Below are 13,893 nucleotides of genomic sequence, written 5' to 3'. Positions count from 1 at the left end.
CGGCGAACCGGAACGGACAGGCGCACCGCTACGCGCGCATTCTCAAATGATTCTTCGATACCTGCTTCGCGCGCATTTTCTATGAGTCAACGCGGGGTCTGGACACCGAAGTGGGGCGGTGGGAATCTGGACGCAGGCGCCGTTGGCGAGGGAGGCTGGTAGCAGGTCATGAATGAAACACCGGATACACGTCAATTGCTGTCCACCCGCATCGAACAGAAGCAACAAGCGGTCCGCTCCTATCTGGGACGGGAACGGCCACGGCGGAACCAGCTCTCCAACATCAGCGTCGTGGGCAGCGCAATTGCCGCCATGCTCACCGCCGGTCCGGCATTCAGGGGCACAGGATTCACCAACGCAATCCAGGGTGTCTTCTCGCTGGCCGACGATTCCGTGGTGTGGCGCGTCCTGTGCCTGGGGGCCGTGCTGCTGTCCGTCGCCGCGGCGCTGGCCACGAATTTCGCCAACTCCCATTCCCTCGCGGACCGGGTCAGCGCAGCGGAGACCTGCAAGGCCCAGCTTGAAGGGCTGCAGGACACCTTGAGCTTTGGCCGGATCGCCATTGACGATGCGCTGAAGCTGTACCAGCAATACACGGCCCAGGTGGCGTTCGTGGACGACGCGCCGGCCCGCTGACGCCGCTCTCGACGTCACTACAGCGTTCACATCGTCGCCATCGCCGGTTAACGCGGGCAAGCAACGATGGGAGCATGACTGCTTACACCCGCCGAATCATCCTCAAAGGTGCCATTGCCGCCGCCGGTGCCGTCGCCGTCGTTCCAGGGACTGCCGCCGCCCCCGCCAGCGCGGCCCGGCCGTCCGGCGTCGCGCTGGTCCGGAACCGTCTGACCCTTCCCTCGGGTATCGCCACGGGCGACGTCACCGCCGATTCCGGCGTGCTGTGGGCCCGCGCGTCAGGTTCCGGCCAGCTGGTGGCCAGCCTGCTGGCAGTCGACGACGACGGGTCCCCGCTCCGCGGCGGCCGGGCCTTCCAGCGGGTACTGAGGGGGAGCGCCGCCAGCGAGGCGACGGACTTCACCGCCAAAATTTACGCGGATCGCCTCCCCGCTGGAACCCGTTTCGCGGTCAGCATGCACTTTGAGGACGCCGAGGGCAACGCCGGCGAAACCGCGCGTGGATCCTACTGCACCGCTCCCGGCCCTGCCTCCCAGCGAGCCGGCGGCTTCCGCCGCGGACACTCGCCGAGGACGCAGAGCTTCGTCTGGACCGGCGACACCGCCGGACAGGGCTGGGGCATCAACGAGGAGATCGGCGGTATGCGTGGCTACGCGGCCATGCACGCCACCCGCCCGGATTTTTTCATCCACTCCGGAGACACGATCTACGCCGACGGCCCCATCCCCGCGCAGGTCACTGAGCCTGACGGGCAGATCTGGCGCAACCTCGTCACTGCGGAAGTGGCCAAGGTGGCCGAGACGCTCAGCGAGTTCCGCGGCCGGCACCGCTACAACATGATGGACAAGAACATCCGCGCTATGTACGCCGAGGTCCCGGTGATCGCCCAGTGGGATGACCACGAAACCCACAACAACTGGTACCCGGGTCAGATTCTCACCGATGACCGCTACACCGAACGCCGCGTGGACGTCCTCGCCGCCCGCGGACGCCAGGCCTGGCAGGAATACCAGCCGATCGCCGGCCGCAGCGACGGCACTACAGGTTTCGAGCCCGCCAGGATCTACCGAAAGATCTCCCGCGGCCCGCAACTGGACATCTTCTGCCTGGACATGCGCAGCTTCAAGGACCCCAACACGGACGGCAAGGAGATGCAGCTGATGCACATCCTTGGCCAGGAGCAGGCGGACTGGCTGATCCGCGAAGTGAGCAGGTCCAAGGCCACGTGGAAAGTCATAGCCAACGATCTCCCGCTGGGCCTGGTGGTGCCGGACGGTCCGGTGAACGAGGAGTCCTTCTCCAACCGCGACGACGGCGCCCCCTTGGGTAAGGAGCTCGAGCTCGCCGGCGTGCTTTCCGCCTTCAAACGAAACCGGGTAAAGAACGTGGTCTGGGTGACCGCCGACGTGCACTACTGCGCGGCCCACCACTACTCGCCGGAGCGGGCGTCCTTCCAGGACTTCGACCCCTTCTGGGAATTCGTGGCGGGTCCCATCAACGCCGGTAGCTTCGGACCGAACAAGCTGGACGGGACCTTCGGGCCGGAGGTCGCGTTCTTCCAGGCCGGCGCCTATGCGAACGAGTCCCCGCGCAGCGGAAAAAGCCAGTACTTCGGCCATGTGGACCTGGGCGAGGGAGACGTCTTCACCGTGAGCCTGCGGGACGCCAACGGCGGGGTGCTCTGGAGCAAGGCCCTGCAGCCGGAGCGGTGAGGCCGAACTGGCAGTAAAGCCGCTCTGGAGCGGACGGTCCCCACTCACGGGTGGGCCCCTCCCGAAATCCCGGGAGAGGCCCCTTGACAACCCAATCCACATATCAGCGCATAGCACTCACGATTTCAGCGCCGGCGGCTACGGCGTCGGCATGCCGCCGTTGACGTTGAGGGTCTCGCCGATGACGTAGCTGGACTCGGACGAGGCGAGGAACACGTAGGCCGGCGCCAGCTCAGCCGGCTGGCCGGCACGGCCCAACGGAGTCTCTTTGCCGAACTCCGGCAGGTCCTCAGTGGGCTGGCCGCCGCTGGCCTGGAGCGGGGTCCAGATGGGACCGGGCGCCACCGCGTTGACCCGGATGCCCTTGGGTGCGAGCTGCTGGGCCAGGCCCTTGGTGAAGTTGTTGATCGCCGCCTTGGTGGAGGCGTAGTCCACCAGCGTGGCCGAGGGGCTGTACGCCTGGATGGAGGTGGTGTTGATGATGCTCGCCCCCGCCGGCAGGTGCGGCAGGGCCTCCTTGGTGAGCCAGAACATGGCGTACACATTGGTCTTGTAGGTGTGGTCGAACTCGACGTCAGTGATGTCGCCGAGCGCCTTCTGCGCCACCTGCTTGCCGGCGTTATTTACCAAAATGTCCAGGCCGCCGAGCTCCCGCACAGCGGTTTCCACGAGGTCACGGCACACCGCCGAATCCTTCAGGTCGCCTGGAACCTTGACCGCCTTGCGGCCGGCCTTCTCAATCAGCTCCGCGATCCGGGTAGCGTCTTCTTCTTCCTCCGGCAGATAGGACATCACGACGTCGGCACCCTCGCGGGCAAAGGCGATGGCCGTCGCGGCGCCGATTCCGGAGTCCGCGCCGGTGATGAGTGCCTTGCGGCCCACCAGCCGGCCGGTGCCGCGGTAGCTGTCCTCGCCCAGGTCGGCCTTCGGCATCAGCTTGGCGTCCAGGCCGGGTTCCGGCTGGCTCTGTTCGGGCGGCTCGATCTGCTCGTACGCCGTAACGGGGTTCCTGAACGTGTACTGGTCAGTCATGGTGCTCCTCCGGATCTTTGGGTCTCTGCGCGGACAGCTTGTATGCACGCGCATGCTAAGCATGCTTAGCATCAACCCTAGCCCTCATCCGGTCACGGCAGCAACGCCGCGGGGAGGGCTGGAGCCGGTTACGAAGTCATTCGCGCAACGAGCGCAGCACTGTGTGTCTTGATCGCAGCAAGGCTGTCCGCCATGCCACTGAGGACAATGCCGGCGTCGGCCGCCTGTCGGGGGGAGTCCGGCGTGGTCAGCCCGTCGGCGCGGAGGCTGACCAGGGACTCCACAAGTCGAAACGCCAGATCCCCGTTCTGGCTGCGGCTGGTCCAGCCATTGCCGGGGAGTTCTGAGCCTAAGCGCTGGTACAACCCTCGGAGTTCCTTTCTGTCCTCCGTGAAGCTGTGGAACCGCGCGCTGCGGGCCTCCGGCAAGTTGTAGAGCACCCCGACGTTCCATCGGGCGTTGCACAGTTGGGTTCCGTCATAGAGTGCGACGGCGTGCAACCGTGCCGCAGCCGCCACGGGGCTGCGCTCGCCGTCGTTCCCGGAACAGATCGTGCGGGCAACGGCGAGGCCGCTGGCCACCGTGCCCGCCAGCAGGACCTCAAGAATGTCGTCTTTGGTGCCGAAGTGGTGGTAAAGGGACGATTGGCGGATCCCGACGGCGTCCGCGATGGAGCGGGTGGACGTGGTGGCGTAGCCCTGGGTGGTGAAGAGTTCGGCCGCGGCATCGAGGATTTCCTCGCGGGCCGTGGCTCCAGGTCGGGATGGTTGCTGCTTGCGGGGGCGCCCGGGGCCGGCTGTTGTCACGGCATCATTCTTGCACCTTGGCGAGACCCTGCGCTGTTGCCTTAGTGATGGTGAGGCTAGGGAAACGCAACGGAAACAACCTGTCAATGAACCTTTTACGTCGGGGAAACGAGTCCGGGATCTTCGACTGGAAAACTATCAATTGACCGGTATTCCGCAGCTCGGGTCCAGCGCTGCATTTGCCGGAACGCATCAACCCCAACGCCGTTCCAGCCCCGGAGATCCCGATGACATCCACTGTTCTTCCCCCATCAGTGCAGACCGACGATGCAGACCTCACATCACTCGGCTACGAGCCGTCCCTGCACCGCAAGCTCGGCCGTTATGCCTCGTTCGCAGCAGGCTTCTCCTTCGTTTCCATCCTGACCACCATCTTCCAACTCTTCGCGTTCGGCTACTCCTTTGCCGGCCCGGCCTTCTTCTGGACCTGGCCCGTAGTCCTGATCGGACAGCTGCTGGTGGCCCTGAATTTTGCCGAACTTGCCGCCCGCTACCCGATCTCCGGAGCCGTCTACCAATGGTCACGGCGCGTTGGTGGCGAAACGGTCGGCTGGTTTGCGGGCTGGTTCATGGCCCTGGCACAGGTTGTGACAGCCGCCGCAGCCGCCATTGCCATGCAGGTTGTGCTCCCTCAGCTTTGGGACGGTTTCCAGCTGGTGGGAGGCGATGCCGCGCTGAACACCACCAGCGGCGCCGCGAACGCCGTCGTCCTCGGAGCCATCCTGCTGGTGGTCACCACCGTGATCAACTCCCTGGGCGTCAAGCTGATGGCCCACGTGAACTCGGTGGGCGTGACCTGCGAAATCGTCGGCGTCGTCGCCGTGATCCTGGCGCTCATCACCGCCGCCCAGCGCGGACCCGACGTCGTCATGGACACCACTGTTATGGCCGGGTCCGACCTCGGAGCGGTGGGCGCGTTCATGGTCTCGGGCCTGATGGCCGCGTACGTCATGGTGGGCTTCAACTCCGCCGGTGAGCTCTCCGAAGAGACCAAGTCCCCCCGGCGCACGGCACCCCGCACCATCCTCTCGGCCCTGATCATCTCCGGTATCGGCGGTGCGCTGATGATCGTGACGGCGCTGATGGCTGCTCCCAGCCTTGACGACGGCCGGCTCGCCACCGAGGGCCTGCCCTACGTGCTGACCGCGGTCCTGGGCACGTTTTGGGGCAAGGTGCTCCTGGTGGACGTGGCTGTGGCTATCTTCGTCTGCACCTTGGCCATCCAGACGGCCGGTTCGCGCCTGGTGTTCTCGATGGCGCGTGACGGCAAACTTCCCGCGTCAGCGCTGCTCGCGTCCGTCCATCCCACCCGCGGCACTCCGATGTGGCCCTCTATTGCCATCGGCGCACTGGCCGTGGGTGTCCTGGCCATCAACGTCGGCAACGCCGCGCTCTTCACCACACTCTCCAGTGTCTGCATCGTCATGGTCTACCTCGCTTACCTCCTGGTCACCGTGCCACAGCTGCTCAGCCGCTTCCGCGGCGACTGGGACAGGGTGGGCCAGGCCATGCCGGCAGGGCTGTTCTCACTGGGACGCTGGGGCCTTCCGGTCAACATCCTCGCGGTGCTCTACGGCGCCGTGATGGTGGTCAACCTCGCGTGGCCCCGGCCCGAAGTGTACGACCCGTCCGGAGAAAACGGCATCCTCCTCTACTCCGCCCCGCTGATGGTGGGCATCGTGCTCCTGCTCGGCATTTGGATCCGGCGCTCCGGCGCCAAGGCGGCCGGCCGCACCGACGCCTGACCCCGCCGGCGCCTGACGTCAGGCTCTGCTGACCACCCACCCGCGCAACGACACGCCCACGCCAGGAGTGACATGACACAGACCACCGAGACACCAGCCACCGCCACCACTGCCGGAGCCCGCGCGCATGCCCGGGAGCAGCACGGCCGCACGGCCGACACCATGCGGCATGTCCCGGCCGCCTCCGCGCCGGCACGGCTCACCGCCGGCCTGCCCCGGACCGCCAGGGAACGCCTGAGCTGGGCCGAATCCGTGGCTTTCGGCCGCTACACCGCGCTGCCGCTGGCCCGCGGCAACCGGATCCGACTCACGGACACCGGCGGTGACGCCTGCGTCCACGTCTTGATTTACCGTAGCGGGGCGCTCCATGAACGGCTCAATATGGCTGACACCGTCAAAGTCCCGTGGCAGGCGTACCCCGCGGCGGGACACCCGCTTCTGTCCGACGCCGGCCGGCTGATGGGCACGATCGTGGCCGATAGCTCCGCACGCCACGACGCCCTGACCGGCACCACCACGCTGGCCGGGAACACCGCCCGCTACGGCGCCGGAACGGTTCACAGCAGCTCGCCCGCAGGGCGTGAACTGCTGACCCTGGGAGCACTGAAGCAGGGGCTGGACGCACGGGACGTGGCGCCGTCGGTCTCCCTGTTCAAGGGGATCCGGGTGGACCCGGATGGCAGTATCCGGTTCGCCGGAACCGCCGGTGCCGGCGCCGCCGTCGAAATACTCCTGCACATGGACGCCGTGGTGCTCCTGGCGAATACCGCTCATCCGCTGGATCCGCGGCCGGAGTTCACCGGATCTGCCGTCGACGTCGTCGCCTGGCACGCCCCGGAAGACCTCGGCCTGCTTGAGCAGGGGCTCCTGACAGGGCCGCTGACCCCCGAACACCGGCAGGCATTGAACAACACCGAACACGACCTCACCGCAAGGAACGCCCGATGAACATTGCCACTGTTACCCTGACACCCCCGGCCGCCACCGCGAGCCAAAAAGCGCTCGCGGCCGGCGAAGTCATCCTGGATGAATACGTGGAAGCGCGCGGACCCTGGTCCGGCATCGTGGCGGCCGGTGACGTCCTGACCATCGTGGACCTTGCAGGCAACCAGGCGGTGGACTGCCTGCTCTACGCCGCAGGCGACACGAAGGTGCGCTACTCCGCCGCCGTCACCCTCGCCGCGCAGCGCTCCATCGTGCTGACCACCGGCTCGGTCCTCCGCTCCGACGCCGGGGTGCCGCTGATGACCGTGGTGGCGGACGAGGTGGGAGTCCACGACACCATCGGCGGGGCCTGCTCGCAGGAATCCAACACGCTGCGTTACGGGCAGCACACCCGCGAACAGCATGCCTGCGTGGAGAACTTCCTGATCGAGGGTTCCCGATGGGGGCTGGGGAAGCGTGACCTGGTCTCCAACATCAACTGGTTCATGAACGTCCCGGTGGACCCGGACGGAGCCCTCGGCATCGTGGACGGCCTCTCCGCGCCGGGCAAGCGGGTGGCGCTCAAGGCCGAGGTGGACACCTTGGTGCTGGTCTCCAACTGCCCGCAGATCAACAACCCGTGCAACGGCTTCAACCCCACGCCCGTCCGCATGATCGTGATCCGCCCGGAGGCCGCCCTGTGAACCGCTTCGAAACGCCACTGTTCGACACCCTGCTGATCGCCAACCGGGGCGAAATCGCCTGCCGCATCATTGAATCCGCCCGGAAAATCGGGTTACGCACCGTGGCCGTATTCTCGGAGGCGGACCGGGGCGCCCGCCACGTCAGGCTGGCGGATGAGGCCGTGCTCCTGGGCCCCGCCCCGGCCAAGGACTCTTACCTTAAGGTCGAGGCCCTGCTGACAGCGGCCGCGGCCTCCGGCGCCGGCGCCATCCACCCAGGCTACGGTTTCCTCTCGGAGGACGCCGGCTTCGCCGAAGCGGTGGAGGCCGCCGGGCTGGTCTTCGTGGGGCCCACGCCGGAACAGCTCCGGATTTTCGGCACCAAGCACACCGCGCGGGACGCCGCCCGGGCCGCCGGCGTGCCCATGATCGCCGGCTCGGACCTGCTCCCGGACGTGGACGCTGCCGTGCTTGCCTCCCGGGACATCGGCTTCCCGCTCATGCTCAAGGCCACGGGCGGCGGCGGCGGCATCGGGATGACCGTGTGCAGCACCGAGGACGAGCTCACCGAGAGCTACCCCAGGGTGGCGCGGCTGGCCGGCTCGAGCTTCAGCACAGCCGGCGTTTTCGCCGAGCGCTACGTTGAGAATGCCCGGCACGTGGAGGTACAGGTCTTCGGTGACGGCGAGGGGCGGGTGGTGAGCCTGGGGGACCGGGACTGCTCGCTGCAGCGCCGCCACCAGAAAGTGCTGGAGGAGGCGCCCGCACCGGATCTGCCCGCGGCACTCCGGGACGAACTGCACCGCAGCTCGCGGGCCCTCTGCGGATCGCTGGACTACCGCTCGGCCGGGACAGTGGAGTTCGTCTACGACCCGGTCCGCCAGGAGGCGTCTTTCCTTGAGGTCAACGCCCGGCTTCAGGTGGAACACCCCGTCACGGAGGCCGTCACCGGCGTGGACCTCGTGGAGTGGATGCTTCGGCTGGCCCAGGGCGGCGACGACGCAGCCGGTGTGCTGGCCGGGCGCCCGGACAGCATCCCGGTCTCCGGCTACGCCGTCGAAGCCCGCCTCTATGCCGAGGACCCGGCCCGCAACTTCCAGCCCAGTTCCGGGACCGTCACCAACGCCGTCTACCCCAGAACTGACGGCGTGCGCGTGGATGCCTGGGTGGAAACCGGCAGCGAGGTGTCCACCAACTACGATCCGCTCCTGGCCAAAATCATCACCACCGGCACAGACCGCAACCAGGCCTTCGACCGGCTCGGCGCCGCGCTGAAGGCCACCCGGATCGACGGCATCGAAACAAACCTGGGGATGCTCCGGGCCGTGACGGCACTGGCCGTGGTCCGCGACGCCAGCCATTCCACCGGCACCCTGAACGATGTGGGTGACCCGGAACCCCGGATCAGCGTGGAACGGCCCGGGCTGCAGACCTCAGTCCAGGACTGGCCCGGCCGGACCGGCCTGTGGCAGGTAGGGGTTCCGCCCAGCGGCCCGATGGATGATCTGTCCTTCCGGCTCGGCAACCAGGCACTCGGCAATCCCGAAGGCGCCCCCGGGCTCGAGTTCACCATGACCGGCCCCAGTCTGCACTTCACCCACGCGACGACTGTGTGCGTGGCCGGCGCCCCCACCACGCTCACCGTGGACGGCGCGGAAGTTCCGGCCTGGGAACCGGTGACGGTCCCTGCGGGAGGCACGCTCGACGTCGGCACCGCCGAAGGGCCCGGCCTCCGCGGCTACATCCTGTTCCAGGGCGGACTCGACGTTCCGCAATATTTGGGCAGCGCGTCCACCTTCACCCTGGGCCAGTTCGGCGGCCACGGCGGCCGCGTCCTCCGGTCCGGCGATGTGCTGCGGGCTGTGTCTGTGGCCCTGGACACGGCCGTGGACCCTGCCACGGATGCGGCGTCGGCCACCCGGCCGGCAGCTGCCGGCCCGGCCGGCGCCGTTCCCCTGGACAGCAGGCCGGTGTTGACGTCCGCATGGGAGCTGACGGTAGTAGAGGGCCCCCATGGCGCCCCCGAGTTCTTCCAGCGCGAGGACATCGACGATCTTTACGCCGCCAGCTACGAAGTGCACTTCAACTCCGCCCGCACCGGAGTCCGCCTCATCGGCCCCAAACCGCGGTGGGCCCGCAACGACGGCGGTGAGGCAGGACTGCACCCATCAAATATTCACGACACTGCCTATTCGGTAGGCGCCCTGGACTTCACCGGCGACACCCCGATCCTGCTCGGACCGGACGGTCCCAGCCTCGGCGGCTTCGTCTGCCCCGTGACCGTAGTGACGGCCGACCGCTGGAAGCTAGGCCAGCTCCGCCCCGGCGACACCGTCCGCTTCGTACCGGTGGAAGCCAGCCAGGCGCCGTCGGCCAAGGAACTGGGACCGGGCCGGCAGCTGCTGCTCCCGGGGCATGCCGGCTGGTCCCGGACCGCCGGCGGTGCCGCCGGCTTGAATTCCGGCGCTGCGCCGGCATCCGGCTCCGGCATCCGCCGCGGGGACGGCGACGACGGCGTGCTGGGCCGGGTGCCCGAGGGCCCCGGGCGGCCCGCGGTCACCTACCGCCGCTCGGGAGATGACAACCTCCTGGTCGAATACGGCGACATGGTCCTGGACCTCAGCCTGCGGGCCCGTGTGCACGCCCTGCACCAGCACCTCGAGCAGCTCCGCATGCCGGGGATCGTGGACCTCACGCCCGGGATCCGGTCCCTGCAGATCAAGGTGGATCCCTCAGTGCTCCCCGCCCCGCGACTGCTGGGTCTGGTGCAGGAAATCGAGGCCGCACTGCCGGCCAGTTCGGAACTGGTGGTGCCCAGCCGCACCGTGCGCCTGCCGCTGTCCTGGGATGATCCGGCCACCCGCGAAGCCATCCAGCGTTACATGGCCGGCGTCCGGGACGACGCTCCGTGGTGCCCGTGGAACATCGAGTTCATCCGCCGCATCAACGGCCTGGACTCCGTGAACGACGTCTTCGACACGGTCTTCAACGCGGAATACCTGGTCCTGGGCCTGGGCGACGTGTATCTGGGCGCCCCCGTGGCCACACCCCTGGATCCCCGGCACCGCCTAGTCACCACCAAGTACAACCCGGCCCGGACCTGGACCCCGGAAAACGCCGTGGGAATCGGCGGAGCCTACATGTGCATCTACGGCATGGAAGGACCCGGAGGCTACCAATTCGTCGGCCGGACCACCCAGGTGTGGTCCCGCTACGCCGACTCGGCGCCGTTCGAACCGGGTTCACCCTGGCTCCTCCGGTTCTTTGACCGCATCTCCTGGTATCCGGTCAGCCCGGAAGAGCTCCTGGACCTGAGGGCGGACATGGCTGCCGGACGGGGACGCGGCGTCGAAATCGCAGACGGCACCTTCTCCCTTGCCGAACATGAGGACTTCCTGGCCCGGAACAGTGAGTCCATCGCAGCCTTCCGCGATAAGCAGGCGGCTGCCTTCGCCGTCGAACGTCAGGTGTGGGCGGACGCCGGCGAGTTCGACCGCGCCGACGCGGCAGCCGCCGTCGTGCCCGACGCCGAAGAGCTGGTGATGCCCGACGGCGGCACGCTGGTGGCTGCCCCCTTTGCCGCCAGTGTGTGGAAGGTGGACGTCACCGCGGGGGAGCACGTGGTGAAGGGCCAGCCGCTGATGTCCCTGGAAGCGATGAAGATGGAAACCGTGCTGGCCGCGCCGTGCGACGGCGTGGTGCAGCAGGTGCTGCCGGTAGCCGGCTCCCAAGTGGTGGGCGGCGAAGCCCTGGTGGTTCTCGGGCTGCCCGCGGACACCTCCGGGACGGACTCGCCGGAAGCGGATATCAGCCACGAACTGGAAGGGGCGGCAGCATGAGGATCACGAATGCCGGACCGGGCGCAACTGCCCGGGTACGGGCGGCGCTGGCTGCCATCGAGGCCGCGGACCGGCCAGAAATCTGGATCACCCTCCGGTCTGCGGATGAGCTGCTAACCGAGGCAGCGGTTGTCGATCACGCGGTGGCTGCCGGCACGGACCTGCCCCTGGCAGGGCTGCTCCTCGCCGTGAAGAACAACGTCGACGTGGCCGGGATTGACACCACCGCGGCGTGCCCAGGCTTTGCTTTCACCCCGAAGCAGGATGCCGAGGCGGTAGCCCGGCTGCGGGCAGCAGGAGCGGTCGTCGTGGGCGCGACCAACCTGGACCAGTTCGCCACCGGGCTGGTAGGGACCCGCAGCCCGCACGGGGCGGTCCGCGATGCGCGCCGCCCGGACCATATTTCCGGCGGTTCCAGCTCCGGCTCGGCCGTGGCTGTGGCCCTGGGGCTGGCGGACATCGCGATCGGCACGGATACCGCCGGATCGGGGCGCGTCCCAGCAGGACTCCAGGGAATCGTTGGCATCAAGCCGACGCTGAACGTGGTCTCTACTGCCGGGGTAGTACCGGCGTGCCGCTCTTGGGACGCCGTCACCATTTTCGCGAGGGATCTGGCCACCGCTGAGCTGGCGGTGGGCATCATGGCCGGTGGCGCGCGCCCGTGGCCCGCCGATGCCCGGCTGGCTGCACCGGCCCGGCCGCGCGTTGCCTATCCATCCAGCCTCCCGGAGCTTCCGCCGGCCTGGGCGGCCGAGTTTGGCCGCCAGATCGCCGCCCTCCAGGCTGCCGACATCGACACTGAACCGATTGAGTTCGAGGTGTTCCTGCAGGCCGCGCTCCTGCTGTACGACGGCGGGCTGGTGGCCGAGCGCTATGCTGCCGTCGGGGAATTCGTTGACGCCGCTGGCGGCAGTACCGGCAATCCTGCGGCGTTGGATCCGACTGTTGCCGGAATTGTTCGCGGCGCAGGCCAGGTGCCGGCGCACAGGTATGTTGCAGACACCGCCCGGCTTGACGGACTAAAGCGGCAGGCCATGGCGCGGCTGGAGGGGTTCGATGCCATGGTCGTACCCACTGCGCCATTCCACCCGAGACTGGAGGACGTCGCTGCCGACCCGTTGGGGGTGAACTCCCGGCTGGGTACCTACACCAATTTCTGCAACCTGTTCGATCTGTGTGCCGTGGCCGTGCCTGCCGGCGAGGTGGACGGATCCCAGTTCGGGCTCACCGTGGTGGGACGAACCTTCGACGACGCAGTGGTGGCCGACATTGCCCGCCGGATCGAAACCCCGCCGCTGCCCCCGGCGCTGTTCGCGGCCGGGGCGGCTCCTGCACAGCAGTCGCGGCCTGGAGAGCCATGGCCCGTCCGGGCCGGCGCGTCTTCGGTACCCCTGGTAGTGGTGGGGGCGCACCGCAAGGGGCAACCGCTGGCTCACCAACTCGAAACGCTGGGAGCCTCCTGGGACGGGCACGTTCACACTGCGGCACGCTACCGCATGGTTTCGCTGGATACCCGGCCACCGAAGCCCGGGGTGTACCGCTCGGACGATGGGGCGGAACTTGTGGCCGAGCGCTGGCTTCTTTCGGAAGCGGCTCTGGGGCAATTCCTGGCAGCACTGCCCGAGCCGATGCTCCTTGGCTCCGTGCGCCTGAGCGACGGCTCCAGCGCCGTCGGCTTCGCCTGCGACGCGGTGGCCGCCAAGAACGGCACGGACATCACCCGTCATGGCGACTGGTTGGCCGCGGTAGCTGAATCCCGGGCCGAACAGAAATCTCGCGGCAACCTCGGCGGCGCGCTTCTGACCGGGTTCATGCGTGGGCTGCAGACGGGTACCAGTCCCAGCTAGCTGTGAGCCTCGCTCCCGGGGATCCTCTCGAACCCGGGACATCGGCCCGCCGCCCGGAATTCAGCTCCCAATCAAACCAGTCCATATCGCCCCGGCGTAAACGATCGAAAGGAACAACGGTGCGCAACATCAAGAAATGGTGGTCCCTGCTCGCGCCCAGTTCGGGCCCGGCAGCAAAGGCTCCGCCGGACGCGGCAGACTTGGAAGAATGGCAATACTGGTGGTTGCTGCCGGGTGACTCCAGCTACTGCCCATCCCCAGCAGCAACCGATCCCAAGGTAACGGTGGAATGATGCGCCAGCGCGGGCCGGTGCGGTCCAAAGTTCCCGTCATTTTGGGGGGATTGGGCGACGCTGAAGCTGCTCTACGAGCGGATTTGCGTGGGGTGCCCCGGCCGTGTAATGTCGTTCGAGTCGCCGCCGCTGATGCGGAAAGATAGCGACCGACCCCCTGACAAACAGCCTGGAAATGGCGCACAAATTTGCGCGCTAAAGACGGGCGGGGATCCACTCGTGGAAATGTAAATCGCGGAAACGTTGATTTGCTTTGGTTCCCGGGACCGGGTAAGTTTGAAAAGTTGCTCCGGAGCGATCCGCGACCGTGTGGTTGTGGTGGTGCCGGGTGTGTCTGTTGTTTGAGAACTCAATAGTGTGCCAAGTTTGTTGATAC

At 67.5% G+C, this 13,893-nt stretch carries 11 protein-coding genes; 8 read left to right on the top strand and 3 right to left on the bottom strand.

The window, feature by feature from the left end:
- The first annotated feature begins 168 nt into the window (after positions 1-168).
- Complete coding sequence (locus RCH07_RS18120) at positions 169-636, top strand: hypothetical protein (RefSeq protein WP_326968885.1); 468 nt, start codon at positions 169-171, stop codon at positions 634-636.
- A gap of 74 nt (positions 637-710) precedes the next feature.
- A complete protein-coding gene (locus tag RCH07_RS18115) occupies positions 711-2,348 on the top strand; it encodes an alkaline phosphatase D family protein (protein ID WP_326968884.1) in 1,638 nt (545 codons plus the stop codon).
- A 138-nt stretch (positions 2,349-2,486) separates the two neighbouring features.
- On the opposite strand, the gene RCH07_RS18110 is transcribed toward RCH07_RS18115, so the two are convergent.
- Both RCH07_RS18110 and RCH07_RS18105 read right to left on the bottom strand, forming a co-directional pair.
- A complete protein-coding gene (locus RCH07_RS18110) occupies positions 2,487-3,380 on the bottom strand; it encodes an SDR family oxidoreductase (protein ID WP_326968883.1) in 894 nt (297 codons plus the stop codon).
- 128 nt (positions 3,381-3,508) lie between these two features.
- Positions 3,509-4,186, bottom strand: coding sequence for a TetR/AcrR family transcriptional regulator (locus RCH07_RS18105; RefSeq protein ID WP_326968882.1), 678 nt, complete (start codon positions 4,184-4,186; stop codon positions 3,509-3,511).
- Positions 4,187-4,413: 227 nt separating this feature from the next.
- Between RCH07_RS18105 and RCH07_RS18100 the strand changes: the two genes are divergently transcribed.
- The 6 genes from RCH07_RS18100 (at position 4,414) to RCH07_RS18075 (ending at position 13,517) form a co-directional block, all read left to right on the top strand.
- Entirely contained in the window at positions 4,414-5,931 is a 1,518-nt protein-coding gene (locus RCH07_RS18100; RefSeq protein WP_326968881.1) for an amino acid permease, read from the top strand.
- A gap of 72 nt (positions 5,932-6,003) precedes the next feature.
- Entirely contained in the window at positions 6,004-6,879 is an 876-nt protein-coding gene (locus RCH07_RS18095; protein WP_326968880.1) for an urea amidolyase associated protein UAAP1, read from the top strand.
- Positions 6,876-7,559: an urea amidolyase associated protein UAAP2 gene (locus RCH07_RS18090; RefSeq protein ID WP_326968879.1), complete on the top strand. Its 684-nt coding sequence runs from the start codon at positions 6,876-6,878 to the stop codon at positions 7,557-7,559. The genes RCH07_RS18095 and RCH07_RS18090 overlap by 4 nt, the downstream gene beginning before the upstream one ends.
- Entirely contained in the window at positions 7,556-11,377 is a 3,822-nt protein-coding gene (uca, locus tag RCH07_RS18085) for an urea carboxylase (RefSeq protein WP_326968878.1), read from the top strand. The genes RCH07_RS18090 and uca overlap by 4 nt, the downstream gene beginning before the upstream one ends.
- Positions 11,374-13,224, top strand: a complete 1,851-nt coding sequence (gene atzF / locus RCH07_RS18080; RefSeq protein ID WP_326968877.1) for an allophanate hydrolase — start codon at positions 11,374-11,376, stop codon at positions 13,222-13,224. Before uca ends, atzF begins: the two co-directional genes overlap by 4 nt.
- Positions 13,225-13,343: 119 nt before the next feature.
- Positions 13,344-13,517, top strand: a complete 174-nt coding sequence (locus RCH07_RS18075) for a hypothetical protein (RefSeq protein WP_326968876.1) — start codon at positions 13,344-13,346, stop codon at positions 13,515-13,517.
- Positions 13,518-13,712: 195 nt separating this feature from the next.
- Here RCH07_RS18075 and RCH07_RS18070 read toward each other — a convergent pair.
- Positions 13,713-13,893, bottom strand: a 181-nt coding sequence (locus RCH07_RS18070) for a hypothetical protein (RefSeq protein ID WP_326968875.1), incomplete at its 5' end; no start/stop codon positions are given.

The sequence above is a fragment of the Arthrobacter sp. CG_A4 genome (assembly GCF_035985125.1).
Classification (GTDB): domain Bacteria; phylum Actinomycetota; class Actinomycetes; order Actinomycetales; family Micrococcaceae; genus Arthrobacter.
The sequence above is the reverse complement of the archived record's forward strand: the minus strand, read 5'-3'. Positions and strand labels throughout refer to the sequence as shown.